This window comes from Ferviditalea candida (assembly GCF_035282765.1).
Taxonomy (GTDB): domain Bacteria; phylum Bacillota; class Bacilli; order Paenibacillales; family KCTC-25726; genus Ferviditalea; species Ferviditalea candida.
Window position 1 is genome coordinate 87,900 of record NZ_JAYJLD010000010.1, and the last position, 20,492, is coordinate 108,391.

Annotated in this window: 21 protein-coding genes and 1 pseudogene; 10 read left to right on the forward strand and 12 right to left on the reverse strand. The window is 50.2% G+C overall.

Annotated features, from left to right (window positions below; translation table 11 throughout):
• Positions 1–187: 187 nt before the first annotated feature.
• On the forward strand, positions 188–535 hold the full coding sequence (locus VF724_RS09155; protein WP_371753936.1) for a hypothetical protein: 348 nt from the start codon (positions 188–190) through the stop codon (positions 533–535).
• 24 nt (positions 536–559) lie between these two features.
• Here VF724_RS09155 and VF724_RS09160 read toward each other — a convergent pair whose 3' ends face one another.
• Complete coding sequence (locus tag VF724_RS09160; protein WP_371753937.1) at positions 560–1,612, reverse strand: LLM class flavin-dependent oxidoreductase; 1,053 nt, start codon at positions 1,610–1,612, stop codon at positions 560–562.
• A 150-nt stretch (positions 1,613–1,762) separates the two neighbouring features.
• Between VF724_RS09160 and VF724_RS09165 the strand changes: the two genes are divergently transcribed.
• Entirely contained in the window at positions 1,763–2,698 is a 936-nt protein-coding gene (locus VF724_RS09165; RefSeq protein WP_371753938.1) for an acetamidase/formamidase family protein, read from the forward strand.
• Between the two features lie 77 nt (positions 2,699–2,775).
• On the opposite strand, the gene VF724_RS09170 is transcribed toward VF724_RS09165, so the two are convergent.
• The 4 genes from VF724_RS09170 to VF724_RS09185 are packed head-to-tail and all read right to left on the reverse strand — an operon-like array spanning position 2,776 to position 5,574.
• Complete coding sequence (locus tag VF724_RS09170; protein WP_371753939.1) at positions 2,776–3,885, reverse strand: YeeE/YedE family protein; 1,110 nt, start codon at positions 3,883–3,885, stop codon at positions 2,776–2,778.
• Between the two features lie 45 nt (positions 3,886–3,930).
• Entirely contained in the window at positions 3,931–4,191 is a 261-nt protein-coding gene (locus VF724_RS09175) for a sulfurtransferase TusA family protein (RefSeq protein WP_371753940.1), read from the reverse strand.
• Entirely contained in the window at positions 4,188–4,604 is a 417-nt protein-coding gene (locus VF724_RS09180; RefSeq protein ID WP_371753941.1) for a rhodanese-like domain-containing protein, read from the reverse strand. The genes VF724_RS09175 and VF724_RS09180 overlap by 4 nt, the downstream gene beginning before the upstream one ends.
• Positions 4,605–4,614: 10 nt before the next feature.
• Positions 4,615–5,574, reverse strand: a complete 960-nt coding sequence (locus VF724_RS09185) for a sulfurtransferase (protein WP_371753942.1) — start codon at positions 5,572–5,574, stop codon at positions 4,615–4,617.
• A gap of 209 nt (positions 5,575–5,783) precedes the next feature.
• Here VF724_RS09185 and VF724_RS09190 point away from each other — a divergent pair, with 209 nt between their 5' ends.
• The 4 genes and pseudogenes from VF724_RS09190 to VF724_RS09205 all read left to right on the forward strand — a co-directional run.
• On the forward strand, positions 5,784–6,764 hold the full coding sequence (locus tag VF724_RS09190; RefSeq protein WP_371753943.1) for a YVTN family beta-propeller repeat protein: 981 nt from the start codon (positions 5,784–5,786) through the stop codon (positions 6,762–6,764).
• Between the two features lie 364 nt (positions 6,765–7,128).
• Entirely contained in the window at positions 7,129–7,944 is an 816-nt protein-coding gene (locus tag VF724_RS09195) for a GGDEF domain-containing protein (RefSeq protein ID WP_371753944.1), read from the forward strand.
• A 33-nt stretch (positions 7,945–7,977) separates the two neighbouring features.
• Entirely contained in the window at positions 7,978–8,496 is a 519-nt protein-coding gene (locus VF724_RS09200; RefSeq protein ID WP_371753945.1) for a sensor histidine kinase, read from the forward strand.
• Between the two features lie 22 nt (positions 8,497–8,518).
• Positions 8,519–8,785: pseudogene (locus VF724_RS09205) on the forward strand (RraA family protein); the annotation flags it as partial.
• Positions 8,786–8,856: 71 nt separating this feature from the next.
• Here the strand turns inward: VF724_RS09205 and VF724_RS09210 are convergent.
• Together VF724_RS09210 and VF724_RS09215 are read right to left on the reverse strand one after the other, a co-directional pair.
• The gene (locus VF724_RS09210; protein ID WP_371753946.1) at positions 8,857–10,026 is read right to left on the reverse strand and encodes a carboxylate--amine ligase; all 1,170 of its coding nucleotides are present in this window, start codon (positions 10,024–10,026) and stop codon (positions 8,857–8,859) included.
• A gap of 15 nt (positions 10,027–10,041) precedes the next feature.
• The gene (locus tag VF724_RS09215) at positions 10,042–12,072 is read right to left on the reverse strand and encodes a hypothetical protein (protein ID WP_371753947.1); all 2,031 of its coding nucleotides are present in this window, start codon (positions 12,070–12,072) and stop codon (positions 10,042–10,044) included.
• A gap of 153 nt (positions 12,073–12,225) precedes the next feature.
• Between VF724_RS09215 and VF724_RS09220 the strand changes: the two genes are divergently transcribed.
• The gene (locus tag VF724_RS09220; RefSeq protein WP_371753948.1) at positions 12,226–12,732 is read left to right on the forward strand and encodes a DUF1003 domain-containing protein; all 507 of its coding nucleotides are present in this window, start codon (positions 12,226–12,228) and stop codon (positions 12,730–12,732) included.
• A 17-nt stretch (positions 12,733–12,749) separates the two neighbouring features.
• Here VF724_RS09220 and VF724_RS09225 read toward each other — a convergent pair whose 3' ends face one another.
• The 5 genes from VF724_RS09225 to VF724_RS09245 form a co-directional block, all read right to left on the reverse strand.
• Entirely contained in the window at positions 12,750–13,568 is an 819-nt protein-coding gene (locus VF724_RS09225) for a methyl-accepting chemotaxis protein (RefSeq protein WP_371753949.1), read from the reverse strand.
• 204 nt (positions 13,569–13,772) lie between these two features.
• Entirely contained in the window at positions 13,773–14,501 is a 729-nt protein-coding gene (locus VF724_RS09230; RefSeq protein ID WP_371753950.1) for a fumarate reductase iron-sulfur subunit, read from the reverse strand.
• A gap of 29 nt (positions 14,502–14,530) precedes the next feature.
• Complete coding sequence (locus VF724_RS09235) at positions 14,531–16,354, reverse strand: fumarate reductase flavoprotein subunit (RefSeq protein ID WP_371753951.1); 1,824 nt, start codon at positions 16,352–16,354, stop codon at positions 14,531–14,533.
• Positions 16,351–16,986 carry a succinate dehydrogenase/fumarate reductase transmembrane subunit gene (locus VF724_RS09240; RefSeq protein WP_371753952.1) on the reverse strand — a complete coding sequence of 212 codons (636 nt, stop codon included), beginning with the start codon at positions 16,984–16,986 and terminating at the stop codon, positions 16,351–16,353. The genes VF724_RS09235 and VF724_RS09240 overlap by 4 nt, the downstream gene beginning before the upstream one ends.
• An 18-nt stretch (positions 16,987–17,004) precedes the next feature.
• Positions 17,005–17,175 (reverse strand): hypothetical protein, encoded by a 171-nt coding sequence (locus VF724_RS09245; protein WP_371753953.1) that lies wholly within the window; start codon positions 17,173–17,175, stop codon positions 17,005–17,007.
• A 363-nt stretch (positions 17,176–17,538) separates the two neighbouring features.
• On the opposite strand from VF724_RS09245, the gene VF724_RS09250 reads away from it, so the two are divergent.
• The 3 genes from VF724_RS09250 to VF724_RS09260 are packed head-to-tail and all read left to right on the forward strand — an operon-like array spanning position 17,539 to position 20,490.
• Positions 17,539–18,669, forward strand: a complete 1,131-nt coding sequence (locus VF724_RS09250) for a TRAP transporter substrate-binding protein (protein WP_371753954.1) — start codon at positions 17,539–17,541, stop codon at positions 18,667–18,669.
• Positions 18,670–18,688: 19 nt separating this feature from the next.
• Complete coding sequence (locus tag VF724_RS09255; RefSeq protein WP_371753955.1) at positions 18,689–19,207, forward strand: TRAP transporter small permease; 519 nt, start codon at positions 18,689–18,691, stop codon at positions 19,205–19,207.
• A complete protein-coding gene (locus VF724_RS09260; RefSeq protein WP_371753956.1) occupies positions 19,204–20,490 on the forward strand; it encodes a TRAP transporter large permease in 1,287 nt (428 codons plus the stop codon). Before VF724_RS09255 ends, VF724_RS09260 begins: the two co-directional genes overlap by 4 nt.
• Positions 20,491–20,492 lie beyond the last annotated feature (2 nt).

Here is a 20,492-nt window from a genome sequence, read left to right on the forward strand (position 1 = left end):
CGCTGCGATTCGATCCATCAAATTTTGTCCTAAACCCGTTCCCTACACATATAGATTTATTAATAGGCGCCCCATGCCATTGACGACATTGGCGATGATGAAACGGCAAGCTGAAGCGCCCTTGAAGAATTCACGTTGGAATATTTGTTATAGGATGTGAATTTTCAAGATAGAAGGAGCGTGAACCATGGACAAGAAGGTGGAACGGTACTATCAGCTCAAGCAAAAGCAAAAAGAGATCGAGCAGGAGCTGTCGGAGCTTCGCAGCGAAATCACAGCCTACTGCACAGAGCAGGGGGCTGCCCAAATGGAGATCGGCCGCTACAGGGTGAAGCTCGTTTACCAGGACCGGAGGGAATATGACGACGCCAAGCTTTACGAGGCGCTGCCGGATCCGGGTGTATGGCGAATGCTTTCAAGGTCCGATCCCGCCAAGATTGCGAGCCTTCTTAAGCTTGACGTGATTACGGATGAATCGATTAAGAATACATATACGGTCAAGACCGTCACACTGCTTCAAGTGGATAAAAAGTAAATGAAATTCCCCGCTGGAGGACTTTCATTCGTCCGCATCCAGGCTGCCCATTATATATTGAGAGAGAATTTCGTAGGATCGCAGGCGATCCGCATGAAAATAGATGGGAGCATTGATAATCAATTCATCAGCTTGCGTATTATCCAGAAAAGCCCGCAATTTCCGTTTGACCGTCTTTGGGCTGCCGACCATCATTGCGTTGAGCTTTCGTGCGACGGCGAACTTTTCGTACTCGTTCCACAGTTCATTGATATTTTCCACCGGCGGCTGCAACTGTTGGGGCCGGCCGCGGACCAGGTTCAGCGAATGCTGCTGTAAAGACGTGGACAGCCATTCGGCCTTTTCGTCGCTGTCGGAAGCGATAACATTGATGCCGACCATGGCGTAAGGCTTGTCAAGAACAGCCGATGGCTGAAAGCTGCGACGGTAGATTTCCAAGGCGGGTATTGTATACTCAGGCGAAAAATGGCTGGCAAAGGCAAACGGCATACCCAGTCTTCCGGCCAGCTCCGCGCTGAAATCGCTTGAACCCAGCAGCCACACCGGAATATCCAAACCTTCGCCGGGAACGGCCCGCACCGAATTGCTGTGAAGATCCGGGGGATGCAGATAGCCCAGCAGCTCATCCAGCAGCTCGGGAAATTCCAGTCCGCCTCTGAGATCACGGCGAAGCGCGCGGGCGGTCGTCTGGTCCGTACCCGGCGCACGGCCCAAGCCGAGATCGATCCGCCCGGGATACAGCGATTCCAGTGTGCCGAATTGCTCGGCGATCATCAGCGGCGCATGATTCGGCAGCATGATGCCGCCAGAGCCTACGCGTATCGTCGAGGTGCCTCCGGCGACATGGCCGATGACGACCGACGTCGCCGAGCTGGCGATGCCGGGCATATTATGGTGCTCGGCAATCCAATAGCGGCGAAAGCCCCACTGCTCGGCGTGCTGAGCGAGGTCCAGCGTATTTCTCAAAGCATCTGCGGGAGTTCCGCCCGCCACGATGGGGCAAAGGTCCAAAACCGACAGGGGAATATCATATCTTTGTTTTGCGTTTCCTGTATTTTCTGCATTTCCAGCGGTCATGCGCAGTCCTCCTTTGCAAAGCTATAGAAAATTATAACATTTTCTTGGTGCATGATGAATAACGCTTTTAAAGCGGCATTTTCGAATTGTGGATTGATGCTGTCGTACTTCTGTGAACTGAGATATAAAAATGAAAAAGGAGGATGTTGTATGGCAAAAACGCATTATTTTCCGAAGGATCGTGTCCATTATTCCTGGGATCGCAAGCATGCGCCGGTGCTTGCGATCGAAAGCGGGGATACCGTCGTTTTTGAGACGAGGGATGTCAGCGACAATCAGTTTCATCCCGGTTCGACAACGGCGGATATTGCCGGTTTGAATTGGGAAAGGGTGTACCCTTTGGCGGGACCCGTTTATGTTGCCGGCGCGGAACCGGGGGATACGTTGGCCGTTGAAATTCTCGACATTCAGACTCGGGGGTGGGGATGGACAGCCATTCTGCCGGGTCTCGGTCTGTTGGCGGAGGATTTCCCGGAACCGTATCTGCGGACTTTTGACCTGACCAACGGAGATGTGATTCAGTTCCGCGAGGATATCGCGGTGCCGATTGAGCCTTTCTTCGGCACGATGGGGGTATGTCCGGCGAATGCCGAGCAGCAGGCGATTATGCCTCCCGGAAATTTCGGGGGCAATCTGGATACCCGTCAGCTCACGCGGGGGACGACGTTGTATTTGCCCGTTCAGGAGCCGGGGGCGTTATTCAGCTGCGGCGACGGTCATGCGGCTCAAGGCGACGGGGAGGTTTGCGTTACAGGACTCGAATGTCCGCTGTATGCGAGCCTGAAATTCACATTGATCAAAGGCAAGCGGATTCCATCGCCGCAATATCTCACCAAAGGTCCGCTGACCCCGCGGGTCAATCATGCGGGTTTCTTCGGCACGACCGGAGTCGGCCCGGATTTGATGGAAGCCTCGCAAAATGCGCTGCGCGCGATGATCGAGCATGTGTCGCAAACCTATGATTTGGATCGGAAGGATGCTTATCTGCTGGCGAGCCTTTGTGTGGATTTGAAGATTTCGGAGATTGTGGACGCCGGGCAATATGTCGTCAGCGCCGTCCTTCCTCAGGCTGTTTTTACCAAATAACCCGGATAAAGCAAGGCAAAATGCATGCAGGGACAGCCCCTCGTTGGTCGAAGTTGGGGCGGTCCCTTTTTTGCGCTTCAATCTTCCCTGGAAAAAAGCAGCAGCGGCATTCGAAAAATGTAGGCAGTGACGATAAAAATCCCGATGATCATTCCAACGATGACGATGACGCTGCTCATGGACAAGCCGCCGACGCCGGCAATCAGATTGGCGATGTTGCAGCCGGGCGCCAGCCGCGAGGCGACTCCCATGAGCAACCCGCCGCCGACAGCGTAAGGAAGGCGGGCAGCGCGGGGCAGCCGCAGCTTGAACGATCCGCTCATAACGGCGGAGCAGAAAGCCCCGACGACCATGAACATCACCAGTGTCTCCTCGGGTCCGATTCCGATTCTTGGGAAATCGGCGAACAGTCCGTTCAAATAGGTGTTGTTGTACACGATCCCTTCACCGAAGATAAGCGCCAGCAGCACCCCGCCAATTCTCGTCTCGGGGCCCGTGATGCTGACATTCGACATCATGACGAACTGGATGGAGGCGATTATTCCGAGTAAAGCGGCGACCAGCCGGATATCCCAATGCGCCTGCTTCAACGGGTTTCTCTTCCAATCCGTCAAAGCCTCCCTGAATCCGTTCATGATTGCTTTCGCGCCATGCCGCCGGACGGCGGCAATCAGCATTACGGCAACAATCAAAACGGGAATCACGAGCGGAGAGAGGGGTAACGAGAACAGCGTATATCCGTCGCCATCCAGCGTGAGCGGCTGCAGGAAATAATCCCGCACCCATGGGTCGTAGAGAAACGCAAACAGCAGATTGCCGGCAATGGCGCAAATGAGCACAATCCAGAATTGAACGTAGCCCATCCCGCAGCGGTACAAGGTGCCGGAACCGCAACCTCCGGAAAGCGTCATGCCGATCCCGAACAGAATCCCTCCAAGCAGATTGGCTCCGCCGAGCGGCACCGTCCAGATTTGCGACACCTCTGCGGCTCCTGCTGCAAGCGCGATGCCCCAGCCCAGCAAGGCTGCGGCGATCAGCACCAGGACCCCGTTCAGAATGCGTGTGTCCCGTACGCTGATCAAGTCGCGGATCGAGGCGACAAAGCAGAAATCGGCCTTCTGCAGCAAAAATCCGTAAAGAAAGCCGAAAACGGCAGCCATGACAAAAATATCCCAAGTATAGGCCATATCGGATCATTCGCTTTCATTCGATATCAAATATAAGATTGACGGTTAAATTTTTTTTAAAAAAATGTGATAATTGCCGTCCTGCCGGACAATTCCGAGGAATTCCGCGTATTTGTTCATTTTGACTGCGGCCGGGATCGTTTTTGTAGCGATGGTATGGTCGGTGACTTCCACTACGATTTCCCCGGATTTGGCCTTCTTGAGTCCATTGAGCGCCAAATTCAATGTGTGCGGGCAAACCTCGCCGATGGCGTCGATCACATGGTCGGGCTTTAGGCAAGCCAGTTCTTGCTCCGAATAACTCATCGCGTCCGTCCCCTTTCCAATTGATTCATCGAGAAGGCTTTGAAGGAATCATGGACTGTCTCATGCCCCTGGATTTGCTCAAGTCCCCGGACAGTCTCTTTGTCCCAAGCGAGCATCCCTCCCAAGAAATTGTGCACGGCCGGTATGCCTTTGCCCAAGAAAAATTTGGCGACCTCCAGGCTTCTTTTCCCGCTGCGGCAAACAAACACGTACTCCGCGTCTTTGTCAAAACGATCGATCAGCTCCGGAATGTCCCCCATCGGGATGAGGGGGATGCCGGGGATGTGCCGGTCCTCGTACTCCTCGGGTTCTCTGACATCAATGACATATACGCCGGACTTGGCCGGATCTTTCAGAATGGCATCCAATTCATCGGCGTCGACATGCGAGATTCCATCAATGATTTTCGTCATGCGCTTTCCCTCATTTCTCAATTTTGGTATCGATGGCGTTGCCCCACTCGGACCAGGAGCCTTCATACGGACGGATATCCGAGTAGCCGAGCAGCCTTAGCGTAAAGTAAGTGTGCGCTCCGCGGACGTTGGTTTGGCAATAAGGCACCACGGTTTTATCCTTAACGGTTCCGATTTTTTCAAATTCGGCTTTGAGCGTTTCATAGCTTTTGAACCGTTCGATTCCGTCCTCGCCCTTTTGGATCGATTCGCTCCAATCGCGGTTTACGGCTCCCGGAATATGTCCGCCGTTTTTGTTGCCGCGAAGGTCTTTGCCGGTGTATTCATCGGCGGAGCGCGCATCCAAAAAGACGAGCTTGGGATCGTTCAGTTCGCCTGTGATTTCAGCCTTCGTCGAGATTAGGGCGGCGTTGGCTTTTGCCGTGAAGTTGCCCGGGGCGATTTGCGGAGCATCCGTGGATACATCTTTGCCTGCCGCAAGCCATGCGGGATATCCGCCGTTCAGCACCTTGACCTGATCCCGCAGTCCGTAATACTCAAACGCGTAGAAGATGCGCGTTGCGCTGAGCGCATTGCCTTCGTCGTACACGAGGACTGTGGAATCTTGATTGACGCCGAGCTTGCGGATAACCTCGCCGAAGGCTTCCTCCCCAAGCAGGAAGCCTTTGACCGGATTTTTCGGATCGTTGATGTCTCCCGTTTTGAGATTGACCGCACCTCGAATATGTCCCTCTTCGTAGCCCTTCGCCCGTGCGTCGATCAATACGACTTTAGGGTCATTCAGGTGATCGTTTACCCAATTCACATCGGCCAGCAGCTGCGAATTCGGATAATCGCCGCCCGTTTTGGCGCCGGCGGCTGCGCCTGTGCTTTCGCCGCTGTTGCTTTTGCTTCCGCAGGCCGCAAGCACCGTAATGAAGACGACGGAAAGAATGCCCAACATCAATTTCAATTTCAATCTCTTTTGCATAGCAAGTTTCCTCCTCTCAAGGTTTGGTTTTCTCTTGAACTTATCTTGATCGATTTGTATAATAACATTAATCCGATTGAAATACAAGGAATTATTTTTCAGTGATCTTATTATGAAAAGGCGGGTTAATGAACATGCAAAGGCACCTAATCAAGATGGAACGTTTGGCGCTTCTCCTGCTGAGTTTTGCAGTGTTGGCAGGATGTGCGATGGAAACAAAAGAACAGGCGGCTCTGCGGCTTAAGAACAAGGACATTTCGGCAAGCGCGGGCAGGCTGACGTCCGTTCAATTTTATGTTCCGGTGGAAAAAGAGAATAAAGTGGCGATCCTTGATGTCGTCAGCGGAAAAGTGGCGGGGCAAATCAAGGTGGGCGAAGCGCCGACCAATGTCGTTTTTTCCAGTACGATGCGCGACGCTTATGTCGCAAATCAGCAAAGCAGCACGGTTTCCTTTATTGATACGGTGGCGCTGAAGGAGACCAAGGAAGTGGAAGTCGGGGCGCTGCCGCATGGCCTTATCCTGACGCCCGACAATAAAACGCTGTATGTCGCAACGGTAGCCGATTCTTTCATTTCCGTTATCGATACCAAAACTGGAGCAGTGGCCTCGACCATTGATTTGGGAGAGCGGGCCAGAACCAACTACTTGGCTTATTCCAATCGCAAGTTATATGTCAGCGATCACGAGAATTCCAAGGTCTATGTCATCAATACTGAAACAAATAAGCAGGAGCGGACGATTGAAACCGGACAACTGCCCCGCGCCGTCCATGTGTCTAAGGATGGGAAGAAGCTGTTTGTGCCGACGGCAAAAGCCGGCAGGCTCGAAATCTACGACACGGAAACCGGCAGCCGGATCGCCGCGGTTCCGGGCATCGCAGGCGCCACCGACGTCGTCGTGACGGAGGACGGCTCAACTGCCGTGGTGACCGGCATGGAAGCCAATGCCGTGAGCTTTGTCGATCTGCGCGGGCAAAAGGTAACGGCTGCGATAGGCGGATTGCCGGGAGCCAAGCATTTGGCGTTCAACCGATTGGAGAACCGGGTATATGTCACGCTAAGCGATTCTGATGAAGTGGCGGTGCTCGACATGAAGAACCGCACGGTTGAAAACAGGATCAAGGTAGGCGCAAAGCCCCACGGTATTTCCATCAAAGCTCTGCCCGGCATTGGCGGCAGCTGCGGCTGATGCGGCGTCCGGGTCGGTCTTCATTGTCTGAAGAGGAAAAAGAAGGGTTTTGTCCGATAAAATCGAATTACTAAGAAGGATTATTATCGGAAAGAGCTGGATTTACTGATGCGGATCATAAATTAGCTGCTTTTGCCCATCATGATCGTGTTTATTATGGGGTCATCGATTTATTTGAATAGAACTTCGAACGCATTCGTTCTTATCGGAACCGGCTTGGCGCTGCTGTCTTTGATCATGCTGGACCAAGGCTAGCAGGGGCTTTAGATACGGGCAATTTGCAGCTTTGACCGTGTTTCATTATTTCAGCCATTTGAATTGGTGCTTTTCCCTTTATCTCGTGCTGTTGGTAAAAGAATTAACAATGACGGACGAAATCGCCAAATCGCTCAAGCTGGCCCTGTTCATCACCTTAACCTACAGCTTGATTCGGCTTTTGTATTTGGAGCTTTCCGGATACACCTTGCTGGCAACCTTATCCGACCTGTTAAGTTCTTTGCTGGTGGTTGTGGTCGTGCGCTACATCAGGCTTTCAGAGAAAGAAAAAAAGTCGCTTAGAGAAAAGAACAATGAGCTTTTAAAATCCGATATCCTGACCGGTCTATTGAATTATTATGAATTTCGCAAAAGCTTTTACGACCTGAACATGGCCGATAAGCGAATTTGTCTGGTGATTGTCGATTGCTACAATATGAAAGAATTAAATGTCCGGCGCGGGCATGAGCAAGTCGATGTTTCTTTGAAAACGATCGCCGATGAGCTCAGATACCATTTTAAGGATGCTGAAATTGCCCGTTACGGAGGCGGAGAGTTTGCGCTTGCTTTTGAATATGAACGCGATAGCCATGTAGCAGAACGATTGGAACAAATATTATGCAATGAAATCCCGCAATTAACCAGCGTAGACCTGCTCTACGCTTATTCATTCGCAAACGGCCAAAGCGCCCAACAAATCATCAATGATGTTGAAGAACGCCTGTTTTTGAAGAAGAGGGAGATTTGGCTAAAAAGAGAGGAACATATTTTCCGTGCCGACAAATTGAAGGTCATCGGTGAATTGGCAGCCGGCATGGCGCATGAAATCAGGAATCCGTTGACGACCGTAAAAGGTTTTTTGCAAATGGCGGAGAAAAATCAGTTTAACGGCATAGAAAAATACTATGGTCTGATGATGGATTAAATTTCCAGGGTCAGCGACCTCACCTCCGAGTTTTTGCAGTTCTCGAAACCGCATATTTCCAAGCTGCGCATCGAATCCCTGCAGGTTTGCCTGGACAAGGCCAAATCGATCATCCAAACCGAAATTGAGCGAAGAGGGCACTCATTCCACATGGAGGAGAAAGCTGGCCCTTTGTTCGTTGAAATGGATCCGGATAAAATTGTACAGGTGCTCGTCAATTTGTTCAAGAACGCCATAGAGGCCATGCATGAGGTGGGGGAAATCCACATAAGTACATATGATATCAAGGATCATGCAGCGATCGAGGTGAGCGACAATGGTCCGGGCATTCCCGAATCGATTATGGACAAGCTGTTTAATCCGTTTTTCACCACGAAACCCAGCGGTACCGGGTTGGGCCTGGCGATTTCCCAAAAAATCGTTCAGGATCATGGCGGAAGAATTGGGGGAAGTATAAATGAAGCTGGGCTATCGAATTTTGCCTTCCGAACGGTTTCTCTCAGAGGATACAGTAAACCGTTATCGGGGGATTCCTTCGTCCATTATCAATGACGGCATGGACAAGCTTTTTGCGATGGACGGATCCATCAGGCCTTGTCACCCTAATCCGGCAATCGCCGGACATGCCGTAACGGTGCATTTGCCGCCCGGGGATAATCTGGTAATCCAGAAGGCGATCGAAATGCTTGAGCCTGTCGATGTCCTGGTTGTAAATGCCGGAGGAACGATACAAGCCCCGGTGGGAGAAATCATTGTCAGCAACTGCATCAGAAAAGGCGCCGCAGGCTTGGTCATTGACGGGGCCATTCGCGACAGCGATGTTCTGCCGTCCCTATCGATTCCCGTATTTGCCAAAGGCGTGACCCATCGCGGCTGCTATAAGAATGGACCGGGCGAAATGTTTTTTGAAAGTTACCGGCTTATTAAGAATTTCCACGCATCGGGAGAGATGCTGTATCGCAGCGCTGCCAGAAAAAATCCGATAATCGGTTTGGGGTCGTTCCACGACAGCATGTCATCCAGCAGCTTTGTTGTCCATAAAGGAGGGTCCATCTGCAGCCGCTTCGGATTGCTGAGAAAGTGCAGAACATCCCCCGGAAATAATGTCCTGCCCCGCTTGCCCGTCGGATAATGGTCGATGGGCTCAACCTCGTTGCCCAACAGGGATTGACATAATATCCATGGAAAATCGACCCCGCAGCGAATGGACAGATGCAGAGCGTTGCAAAAGCGGGGGTTAATCTCCAGCAGCTTGGGTTCGCCGCTGCGGGGATCAATCATGAATTCCGCATCAATCACACCATGCCAAGGCAAATGCTTCATTAATCGTTGGGCATATTCGATTAACCGCGGCTCGTACACGCTTTCATATACCGTACTGGGTCCGCGGTCAATCGGATAATTGCGGAGATGCTTTTGGGCAAAGGAAGCGATGCATTCATGCTCGCCATTATAGCATAATGAGATATCAAATTTGGGGCCTGCCGGAATGAACTCCTGAATGATCGGATTCGGATATTGCTTGCAGATTTCCTCATACTTACTCTCCAGCTCCTGCTCTGTTCCGGCAAATCGCACGCCCCGTCCCCCCGAGCTGTGCCGGGGCTTGATGACTAACGGGAACCGGAGCTGCTTCAGCAGAATTTCCAATTGATCGCGAATCGGCTCGGATGGATCGGGGAAAAAAGTTTTCGGATAAGGAACTTGGGCAAGCTCGGCGAGCTTCATCAATTGTCCTTTATCGGCGCAGACGGAATAATGCTCATCGGACGGCAGAGCCACTAAGCACAGTGATTCCAGTTCCGCTTTGTGCTTAACTGCCGCGCTCATCGTATCCTCGTCCATCAGAAACAGCACATCGAATTTCTCTCTGACCAAAACGGTTTTCAGCCAGTCCCAGAAGGCGTCCGGTTTCTTTGCGGGATCCGGATAGGTTAACGTTTTTTTGCAATATTTGGAAAATCCACTGGGATGAACACGGGTTTTGTCCGCTGCAATGACCTCAACCCCCCGCGATCCGAGTGAGCGGACGACCGCCAATGATTTGCTTAATAATCCGTTCGTGCAGAGAACTCTGGGCATCTTTTCACCCTAGCCTTAATCAGAATTCGGACTGTTGTATTTTCCCCAAATGAGGTCGTATCTTTCCTGCTGCGTGAGATCGCGATGCAAATGATAGATTCTCAAATGCGGTCCGTCGTAATACACCTTGACATCGTGATGGATGCCGTCATGCAGTTCAATCCACTGCTGCAATTTGACCCTGTTCGCTTCCCACAATTCGTATTTCGGCGCCATGATCGGATAAATCGCATTGGTCGGCTTTACCCGGTAAATATCTTTGTAATAGTAGATAAACACATCCGGAGGCACATAAATTTTTCGGGATGCTTCCGGATACTTCGTCAGAAAGGGGGACCGCGGGTCGAAATCATTCAAAAAATCTTGTATATGCATATGGTATCCGCTGTTTAATACCACATCGTAATTATATTCTTCACTAACGATCATCCAAAATTTGCGGCGGAATTCCTTGCTGATTTGCAAATATTGATCGATTTCACTGTCCCATTGCAGCTTATACGGGGAAATTGCCTGCACCGGATAATAGTTCATGCCTGCCGCAAGAAACGCTCCGAGCAGTACGATTTCAATAATGAAGTGAAAGCGGACTTTGGAGAAAAGCTTGAATGTCAGAGAAGCGAAGATTCCCAGATAAAAAGGAAGGATCAAAGCCCATAATTGCCCGGAACGGGTCGCGAGCAGCGTGCTTTTTGTAAGATGGCCTCCTGCATAATAAAGCAGAAACGTTCCTAAACCGAAGATAAACGCAAAAGCATAAAGCTTGATTTCACTGCGGTTTTTCAGGGCCGGGACTTGGTTGACGATGATTAGCAGAAGCGGTGTCAACAGCAATGCCCCCAATGCGATGAAATCCCATGTCTGCAAAGGAGTATAATTAAACTGGGTTGCGCTTTCCAGATAAGTCAGGGAACTGGAATGCAGTGTTTTGTGAAGCAAATATCCGAGGCCGATCGGGGAAACGGCAACGGCAATCGATACGGCAAAGGCTGCAGCGCTTTTCCATGCGCTTTCCCAATATTTGCTGACATCTACCGTCAAAAAAGCCGCAAGCATCGAGGCCAGCCCCAGCCCAACTAGCAAATAGGCCAAGGAATGCACCAGTCCGGTGACACACATGCCGGCGAAGGAGATCCATAAATAGAATCTTTTGTTATGCTCCAAATAGCGATACGAGAAATAAAGCGTTGGGAGGATGAACATAAAGGCCAGCTCTTGCGAATTGGCGGCAGCCTGCCGTTCCCAATCGCCCCCTAACAGCAGGTACCCGAATATCCCGTAAGCTGCAGCGGCAAACAGCCCGCCAAACCGGTTTCCCGTTAACCGCGATACCGAAAAAAAGAGTGAAAATACGATAAGCAGCGAGTTCAACGGACCGGTCAGCTTTAAGATGTATATGGGATCGATTCTCGAAAATTTAATGAGACTGTCCAAATATATGTGCGAGCCCATCGGATAAATGCCATCGACAAATAACTCGCGGTTGTCGATATATTTCATCCAGCCTAAAGTGACATATCCGTCAGACATTGCAGGAGCCATATGCAGAAAAGTATCCGCAAAGCGCAAATAAGCGGAAAAGCCGAACACTGTCAAGAAGGCGGCGGCAAACAGCCAGGAATCGGCCCGAACCGCATGCTCAAGCACAAATTGCCGGAGACGGTCGCTTCGGCGGGCGACTCCCTGCTTAATTCTTGATGCAATGGGAATTTGCTTGTCCATCATGTCAAAAATGAGAATAGAGTACAAATCCCGCATTTCTCTTCGCCTGTCTTGACTTTGCAGCAAATAGACCTGCCGCCAAATGAACAGTAGGAACAAGACCAGAAGTGAGATCAGTTCCCAAATTTTTAAAACGACCATGAGGTAGCCGGAAACGATGATCAATAATACCATTTGCAAATAGTTGGCGACACTCTGGTCGATCAAGGATATCAGATGGCGTCTAAACATGAATCTCGGAAGAAGCAAATAAAAAAGAATCCATGCGATGACCAACTTCAGCAGATTGATCAAAACACCGATTTCAACCGAATTCGTATTCATGGGGAGGATTGTTACACTCCTGATTTGGATTTATCATAGTATTATGATAGATATGTTATCGATTCATTGTCAATTGCCGCAGTCGAAACCGTTCGAAAAATGTATGGTAATGCATCATACATTTCATTTAAAATGAAGGAGAAGGATGAGCGGATGAAAAAATTATCGAAAGCTGAAGATCTCTATGTCGTTCAAATCGAGGATACGCATATCGATCAAATCGTAGACGAATACAAAATACGGATAGCGACGCGTCTGAATGAGGGCTACAGACAGACAACAACATGGGCGGACCGTCTTTCCGATCGAATTGCCCATTTCGGGGGCAGCTGGAGATTCATCATTTTTTTCAGCATTTTCTTAAGCGGCTGGATGGTTTGGAATACTGCATCCTATTTCCCCCATTTTGACGAGCCTCCGTTCATTCTGTTAAACCTCTGCCTATCCTTTATCGCAGCCTTTCAGGCGCCGATTATTCTGATGAGTCAGAACCGGAGCGCCGCGCACGACAAGCATGAATCGATCATCGACTTTGCCGTGAACTATAAAGCGGAGCAAGAAATCGCCGATATGCAGAATGATCTGCATCAGATCAAGGCCGAATTGACGGAAGTAAAGGAGCTTCTGCGTTCCCTCAAACAGGAAAATACCGGCCTCTAAATGTAAAAAAGGTTTTTTTATATTTTCGAAGCGTTGAGCAGCTCATCCGATGTGGCAGCGACGTCTTCGAAGGCCGAGTTGATTTCCTGCAGGCTGGCGGCAAGCTCTTTTGAATAGGCGGCTACTTTCTGAAAGGACTCATACATTTTTTCAACCGACTGATGGATGCTTTTTAACTGCGTATTGATATCGTTGGCTGAAGTTTTGCTGAAGTCGGCCATTTTTCTGATTTCGTTGGCAACAACCTCAAATCCTTTACCCAGTTCACCGAGCCTGGCGGCTTCGATAGCGGCATTAAGTCCGAGCAGCTTGGAATTTTCGGCGATCTCCTCAACCGACCGCAGGATAAACCGGCTCTGCTTGACATCGGTCATGATGGTTTGCAGTTGGTTGGACATATCTTGAATCCTGGCCGACAAATCGGTCGAAGCTTGTCCGACGATTTCGGTAGTCGCGTTCAACTGCTGGACGGTACTCGCCAAGGTCGTGGCCCCCGTTCTCATCATGTCCACTTTTTCATTCGATACGAGAGCAGCCAGAGCACCGACGAGCCGACCGTTTTCGTAAAGAGGAAGCGCCGTCGAGATATAGGCGATCCCCCATCTTTCCGGCCCTCTTTCTTCTCTGAGCTTTCTTTGTTCCCGCATAGCCTTTACGACTACGGACCCTTCATATTTAGAGAGCGGTGCGCCGGTATTGGAAGGCCAGTTGACCTTTTCCCCGGGAATATCGAGCAGGACCTTTTCCGTGTCAAATACGGTGATTCGAACGTCTTCGGGGAATACCTCCCGGTAGAAATCGACTGCAGAAATAATGTTTTCTAAAACTTTGGACATATTCCGGAACCTCCCTCTAATTTGGGATAGCATGCGTCAGCGTTCGGGTCTGTGGATTGGGAACTGATTGGAAACGTTTTCTTGAATTTAATCATAGCATAAAGAGGTAAATAGTAAAATATATCATAATACAAAATATATTACATAAAATGGAAAATGGAAAAGACCACCGGAAGTGGTCTTTGAATTATTTTGCTGTCACATTTAACGCTTCCAACCGGCCATCGCCATTTTTCTCCGCACATAGGCAAGCTGTCCCTGCAAGGGGATGCCGATCGGACAGTTGTCATCGCAGGCCATTAAACCGATGCAGCCGAAAATCCCGTCCTCCGATCCGACGATGTCGAAATATTGCTGCTCATCCCGCTCGTCCCGTGGGTCGATCATGAATCTGGCTACCCGATTCACACCCGCTGCCCCGATAAAATTCGGCTTGATATTGGCCGTGGCGCATCCGCCGATACAGCACCCGCATTCGATGCACCGTTCCGCTTCGTAGATTTGCAGCGCTTTTTCGTTGCTCATCCTTTCTTCCGGAGCGTCGGGATCAAACACCTTGTCCGTATGTATCCAGGACTCTGTTTGCAGGGAAACATTGCGGAACCATGTCCCCGTATCCACCGACAAATCGCCCAGCAGCTTAAACACAGGCAGCGGCATCAGGGTAATCGTATCCGGCAGCTGTTTGGTCAAGGTTTTGCAGGCCAGGGTGGGTGTGCCGTTGATCAGCATGCCGCAGGAGCCGCAGATCCCCGCCCGGCAAACGAAATCGAATTTCAGGGTCGGGTCCTGCTCTTCCCTGATTTTATTCAAGGCAATAAAAAGCGTCATTCCCATTTCTTCATTGACCACATAGGTTTGGGTCCTCGGCTTTTCATTGGCTGCTTCCGGGTTGTAACGAAAAATATGAAACGTCAGTTTGCGCTGATTCATTGCTCTCCTCCTTTATCTTGAATAGGAAATCAACGCTTCGCCCCGACCGCATCCATGCTGGCTTCTCCATATCCCCGGTCTCCAGGCGGCAATTCCGTAATCTTGACCGGTTCGTATTTCAGCTCCGGCTGATCGGCTCCGACGGGCCAATAGGCCAGGGTTCGGGTTAACCAGTTTTCATCGTCCCGTTTGGGATAATCCTCACGGAAGTGGCTGCCGCGGCTTTCTTTTCGGGCGAGCGCTCCAGCGGCGATACAATATGCCAGCTTGATCATGCCGGTAATCCTCAGCGCGGACGCCAGCTCCGGGTTGGCTCTCTGCCCTCCGCTGCGAAGGCCCACATAATGCGAACGCTGATGCAATTCATGCAGTTTTGCGACCGCTTTTTGCAGGGCTTCCTCCGTGCGGAAAATGCCGACATTCTCGCTTAAGGTTTGTTCCATTTCGCGGCGCAGCTCATATACGTTTTCTTTTCCGTTGCGGCAGTGAATCAGAGATTGGATGCGGTCCTCCTGCATCCGCACATGTTCTTCAATCAGGGAGGAGGATACATTCAGCGGGGCTTCCCGGGTGTAACCGGAAATCTTCTTGCCGATGATCATTCCGGCCACGATCGTTTCCGCAAGTGAATTTCCGCCCAGGCGGTTAAAGCCGTGCATATCCCAGCATGCGGCTTCGCCCAATGCGAACAGACCTTCCATTCCATAAGCCATCCCGTCGATATTGGTGCGGATGCCTCCCATGCTGTAATGCTGGGTCGGACGAACGGGGATCAAATCGCGCACCGGATCGATTCCGGCAAAATTTCTGGAAATATTGGCGATTTCGCGCAAATTGGTATTGATATGCTGAGCGCCGAGATGCCGGATGTCCAGCCAGACATGCGGCCCGTATGGACTGTCTACCCCATAGCCCTTGCGGATGTGCTGGATGATGCGTCGGGAAACGACATCTCTGGAAGCCAGCTCTTTCTTATTCGGTTCATAATCGGGCATGAACCGGTGGCCGTTTTTATCCAGCAAATAACCGCCGTCTCCGCGCGCTCCCTCGGTTATGAGGATCCAGGAGGGGACGATGCCCGTCGGATGGAACTGGACGGCTTCCATATTGCCCAAGGGCACGCGCCCCGTCTCCAGGGCCACAAACATGCCGCTGCCCTCATTGATGACGGCGTTGGTGGAGGCGCCGTACAGTCGTCCATAGCCGCCTGTGGCAATAACAGTGGATTTCGCCGTATACACCCGCAAAGCGCCTGTCCGTAAGCACCGGGCGACTACGCCGTAACAGCGCTCGCCGTCATGAATCAAGGACAGCGCCTCGGTCCGGTCATGAACGGTGATCCCCAATTTGATAACGACACTGTCCATCGTATACAAAAGAGTATGTCCGGAGCCGTCGGCCGTATAGCACGTCCGCCATTTGGCCGTTCCGCCGAAATTGCGCGCCGTAATCAAACCTTCCTTTTCCGGGTCCTCATGAATCTCCTTGCCGTCATACATGCGCGTGCCGGGAACCACGCGGTTCCACGGAATTCCCCAGTGGGCCATTTGCCGTACGGCAATCGGCGCGGTTTCGGCAAACAGCCTGGCCACATCCTGGTCGCAGCCCCAATCGGAGCCCTTGACCGTATCCGCAAAGTGGATGTCCGGGCTGTCTCCCTTACCCATCGCGCTGTTTCCCAGCGACGCCTGCATGCCGCCCTGCGCGGCCGAGCTGTGCGAACGCCTGGGAGGGACGAGACTGAGCAGGATCACGTTCAGTCCCTGAGAGGCCGCTTCGACCGCTGCGCGTTCACCGGCCAATCCGGCCCCGACAATGACGATGTCCGAAGAGAAAAGGTCGTATCGACTCATAGTGCTCCCCCCAGTGCATAAAATACGCCCAAGCTCACAAGTCCCAGTCCGACAGTGCAAACGGTAATGACGGACAGCACTTTCTTCAGGCTGTGCCGCTTGACAATACCCCATTTGACGAGCGTGCGGTAAAGCCCGACACTTGCGTGATATTCCGCAAATAACAACAGCACGATATAAAACCAGAGCATCCAAGAATGCACGCGGTCCGCGCTCAAGTTGGCGTTGATCCCCGCATAAACGACGATAAAGACATGAATGGTGATGAGAATGAGCATGGCGCTCCCCGTCACCGATTGGAACAGCCAGGACCAGGTGTCCTGATGCTTGATGAGCTTGGCGTGCTTCCAAACGATCTTCTGTTCCTGCCAGCGGCTGGGAATCCGCCGCAGGACGGCTCCGATATGCGAGCCGGCCGCGACAATGATAAATGCGACGGCCAGCTGCAGCAGATAATACTGCTCCATGAAATGGGCCAACCGATTGAACGCCGCTACCCCCAAAAGAATGGCCGCAACAAAAATCATGTGTGTCCATAGAAATCCGACCAATAGCAAGCCGCTGACAGTCTGAACCGTTTCCACGACCAGATCCGTTTTTTTGCCAGCGGCCAAGGCCCTCTGCAATTGCATAGGCGTCCCTCCTTCAGCTTAAAGAAATATCTGTGCCTCGATCTCGTTGGGTTGCAGCTCGAATACCTTTCCGCACTTCGTGCATACCCGTACCGGAATCCAAAAAGGATAAGGATCGTCATAAAAAAGCGGGAGATCCGGCCGGAATTCCACATTGGTTGCAGCGCCGCAGCAAAGAGAATCGGTCATTTCATCCGTCCTTTCCTAAGGGAATTTGCTTTGGCGGATTCATTATGCAAGCGGATTCAAAATAAAGTGATGTTCATTTCGAGATGTCCTAAAGTTTAAGAAATTTAATCCACTGAAAAGTATAAACGATAAGGCTTGAAAATGATGTTGAAATCTGACGTCACCTTACTAATTTTTAAATAATCCAATAAAACAAAATATTCAGAAAAAAATCGAAAAAACGCAGTTCAGTGCATTATTTGTTCATGAAAATATTTGTGTTCTAGAGCTTAAATACAAAATATATATTACTTATATTTAGCGAATATATAGCGAAAAAGACGGAGAGCTTGCTGTGAAAAATGATGATGGGGAGGAAAAAAGATGAGGGTAAAATCGTTTTTTATCATGGTGCTCGCGGCTGCATTGAGCGTTCTTTCTATCGGGTGCCAAATGACTCAAAAAGTCAGCGAGACGAAAACACCAAGTCCAAGTGACACCGCGAAACAAGAAAGCAAACCGCAAGCTGCAGTATCGCATTTTGAGGGTGTGAAGCCTGATTATACCTTTAAATTTTCGCTGCAGGAGCCGGCAACAGATAATCCTGAATATAACGCTGCCAAAGCGTTTAAGGATTATGTGGAATCGCACACGAACGGCAAGATCCGGATTGACCTGTATCCCGGTGCCCAGTTAGGAAAGGAGAAGGAAATTTTCCAGGCGGTTAAAGCGGGCAATGTCGACATGGGCACTGCGGCAGATGGCCCTTTGGGAAGTTTTGTGCCTGAAACTACGGTGCTGGCCATACCTTATTTGTTTAAATCAGCCCCCATCGCTTGGGAAGTATTAAATGGAAGCTTTGGCCAGGAATTAAAAAATTTGATTCTGCAAAAAACCGGTGTCAACATCATTGGTTTATCGCAAAACGGGTTCCGTTCGTTTACAAACAGCAAACACCCCATACATAAACTAGAGGATTTGCAAGGACTGAAAATCAGAGTAATGGAAAATCAATTGTATATCAAGATGGTCAATGCTCTCGGTGCACACGGAGTCCCGATGGCCGGCGGCGATGAATTATACAGCGCCCTTCAGCAGCACGTTGTGGACGGACAGGAGAATCCCCTTGACGGAATATGGTCTTACAAACTCTATGAACCTCAACCTTATATCACGGTTGACAATCATACCTTCAGCAGCAAATTCCTGTTTATGAACGATAAATTGCTGTCATCCCTGCCTGTAGACTATCGGGATATCGTCAAAGAAGCGGGAAGTGTCTGGACGACTCAGCTCGAAGGGCCGAAGGAACAGGCCTCCGTGGATGCATTCTACCTTTTGAAGCAAAAAGTCAAAGAAATTTACCCGCTTCCTGCATCCGAGCAAAAGCGTTTCAAGGAAAAAGCCCAGCCTGCTGTCATCGATTGGATGAAGACGCAGATTGATCCGGTATGGATCGACAAAGTTCAGAAGGCCGCCAGTGATGCCGAGAAAAAGCTGTACGGTACGAATTAGTACCATGGGAGATGGAATGATGCTGGAGGCATTTGCGAGAAAGATCAATCGTGTTGTGGAGTTCCTGTTGTTTATCTTCTTGTCCGTAATGACGATTGTTGTAGCGCTTCAGGTTCTCTTCCGATATGTCATTAACGAGCCGCTGTTTTGGACCGAGGAATTAGCCAGATATCTGATGATTTACATTGTCTACATGGGAGCCAGTGTCGGTGTGCGCTGGGGCTCCCATGTGGGCTTCACCTTTTTTGTTGGCAGGATTTCTCCCGCATTGGCAAAATGGTTGGCCATCATTGCGAATTTGGGTTTACTCGCTTTTACCTTGAACTTTATTTATTATGGCCTTCAAATTGCCCTGCAAAATTATGACCAGCTTTCCGGGGCAATGGAAATTCCCATGACGTATCTGTTCATGGTGCTTCCAATTTCGGGAGTGCTCATTATTATTCAGCTGCTGCCGCATCTTGAGCGGCAATTCAAGGAATTGAAGGAGCTGCGGAATTCCGTTAAAAGCAAACGGACTCGGGGAGGTACGCCATGACACTCATCATTCTGGCGGTTGTATTCATCATTTTTCTGTTTGTGGGTACTCCCGTTTCTTTTGTCATTGGAATCTCTTCAATGACAGCAAGCTTTGTAGATAAAGGGATTCCTCCTTCGGCAATCACAACCAAGCTGGTTACAGGAATTGACACCTTCCCCATCATGGCAGGCGCCTTTTTCATCTTGGCTGGAGAACTGATGAGCAACGGAAGCATTACCAAGCGTCTGATAGATTTTTCGAAGATCATCATCGGCAGAATCAGGGGAGGAACCGCTCAAACTTCTGTATTGGCAAGCGTTTTTTTTGCAGGGATCAGCGGCGCGGCCGTAGCGGATTTAGCTGCAGTCGGCTCGATTCTTACCCCGGCCATGAAAAAGGAAGGCTATGATGATACTTTCAGCACTTCGCTTCCGGTCGCTGCGTCTATTGTTGGGCCCATCATCCCTCCAAGCGTGATCATGGTGTTTTACGCCATGGCGACGAACTCCTCTATAGGGGCGTTGTTTCTGGCTGGCATTGTGCCGGGAATTTTGATGGGCCTTGCGATTATGGCATACACAATGTACCTTTCCATCAAAAGAAAATATCCCCGAAACGATGAACCGTTTCCGGGCATTCTTCAATTTCTGGTTATTTTTCGCAAAGCGATTTTGGTTCTGTTTATGCCGTTGATTATAGTGGGCGGTGTGCTGAGCGGGGTGTTCACCGCAACGGAATCGGGAAATATCGCGGTGATCTATGCATTGTTCCTTAGTTTAATTGTCTACAGGGAATATACCTTCAAGCAAATATATCGCATATTTGTAGGTTCTGCCGTAACGATTTCCATCGCCCTGCTGGTCATTTCAACCGCTTCCAGTCTGGCTTGGATTTTGGCCGTTGAACAGTTGCCGCAAAGAGCCTTGTCGATTTTCACCGGAATTACCGATACACCGCTTTATTTTTTAATCCTGCTGAATATTGTTCTATTAATTGTAGGAATGTTTCTGGATCCCGGCGCGGCAGTCATTTTACTGGCACCGATGCTTTTGCCGCTCGGTGAATATTTCATGATCGACCCGCTGCACTTGGCCATTATTGTCATTTTGAATCTGACAATTGGTTTGATTACTCCGCCTGTAGGGGTCTGCCTCTATGTCGGTTCATCGATTGGTAAAATTCCTATTGAAAAGGTCGTGAAGGGTGTTCTTCCGTTTGTTTTTATTGAAATCCTGGTTCTTCTATTCATTACTTTCATTCCTCAGATCAGTCTCTTTTTACCTAGACTATTTGGTTTTTAGCA

What these genes read in the sequence shown, in the direction of transcription:
- VF724_RS09155 (WP_371753936.1), top strand. Translation starts at nt 188, where the DNA reads ATGGACAAGAAGGTGGAACGGTACTATCAGCTCAAGCAAAAGCAAAAA.
- VF724_RS09160 (WP_371753937.1), bottom strand. Translation starts at nt 1,612, where the DNA reads ATGACCGCTGGAAATGCAGAAAATACAGGAAACGCAAAACAAAGATAT.
- VF724_RS09165 (WP_371753938.1), top strand. Translation starts at nt 1,763, where the DNA reads ATGGCAAAAACGCATTATTTTCCGAAGGATCGTGTCCATTATTCCTGG.
- VF724_RS09170 (WP_371753939.1), bottom strand. Translation starts at nt 3,885, where the DNA reads ATGGCCTATACTTGGGATATTTTTGTCATGGCTGCCGTTTTCGGCTTT.
- VF724_RS09175 (WP_371753940.1), bottom strand. Translation starts at nt 4,191, where the DNA reads ATGAGTTATTCGGAGCAAGAACTGGCTTGCCTAAAGCCCGACCATGTG.
- VF724_RS09180 (WP_371753941.1), bottom strand. Translation starts at nt 4,604, where the DNA reads ATGACGAAAATCATTGATGGAATCTCGCATGTCGACGCCGATGAATTG.
- VF724_RS09185 (WP_371753942.1), bottom strand. Translation starts at nt 5,574, where the DNA reads ATGCAAAAGAGATTGAAATTGAAATTGATGTTGGGCATTCTTTCCGTC.
- VF724_RS09190 (WP_371753943.1), top strand. Translation starts at nt 5,784, where the DNA reads ATGGAAACAAAAGAACAGGCGGCTCTGCGGCTTAAGAACAAGGACATT.
- VF724_RS09195 (WP_371753944.1), top strand. Translation starts at nt 7,129, where the DNA reads ATGACGGACGAAATCGCCAAATCGCTCAAGCTGGCCCTGTTCATCACC.
- VF724_RS09210 (WP_371753946.1), bottom strand. Translation starts at nt 10,026, where the DNA reads ATGCCCAGAGTTCTCTGCACGAACGGATTATTAAGCAAATCATTGGCG.
- VF724_RS09215 (WP_371753947.1), bottom strand. Translation starts at nt 12,072, where the DNA reads ATGAATACGAATTCGGTTGAAATCGGTGTTTTGATCAATCTGCTGAAG.
- VF724_RS09220 (WP_371753948.1), top strand. Translation starts at nt 12,226, where the DNA reads ATGAAAAAATTATCGAAAGCTGAAGATCTCTATGTCGTTCAAATCGAG.
- VF724_RS09225 (WP_371753949.1), bottom strand. Translation starts at nt 13,568, where the DNA reads ATGTCCAAAGTTTTAGAAAACATTATTTCTGCAGTCGATTTCTACCGG.
- VF724_RS09230 (WP_371753950.1), bottom strand. Translation starts at nt 14,501, where the DNA reads ATGAATCAGCGCAAACTGACGTTTCATATTTTTCGTTACAACCCGGAA.
- VF724_RS09235 (WP_371753951.1), bottom strand. Translation starts at nt 16,354, where the DNA reads ATGAGTCGATACGACCTTTTCTCTTCGGACATCGTCATTGTCGGGGCC.
- VF724_RS09240 (WP_371753952.1), bottom strand. Translation starts at nt 16,986, where the DNA reads ATGCAATTGCAGAGGGCCTTGGCCGCTGGCAAAAAAACGGATCTGGTC.
- VF724_RS09245 (WP_371753953.1), bottom strand. Translation starts at nt 17,175, where the DNA reads ATGACCGATTCTCTTTGCTGCGGCGCTGCAACCAATGTGGAATTCCGG.
- VF724_RS09250 (WP_371753954.1), top strand. Translation starts at nt 17,539, where the DNA reads ATGAGGGTAAAATCGTTTTTTATCATGGTGCTCGCGGCTGCATTGAGC.
- VF724_RS09255 (WP_371753955.1), top strand. Translation starts at nt 18,689, where the DNA reads ATGCTGGAGGCATTTGCGAGAAAGATCAATCGTGTTGTGGAGTTCCTG.
- VF724_RS09260 (WP_371753956.1), top strand. Translation starts at nt 19,204, where the DNA reads ATGACACTCATCATTCTGGCGGTTGTATTCATCATTTTTCTGTTTGTG.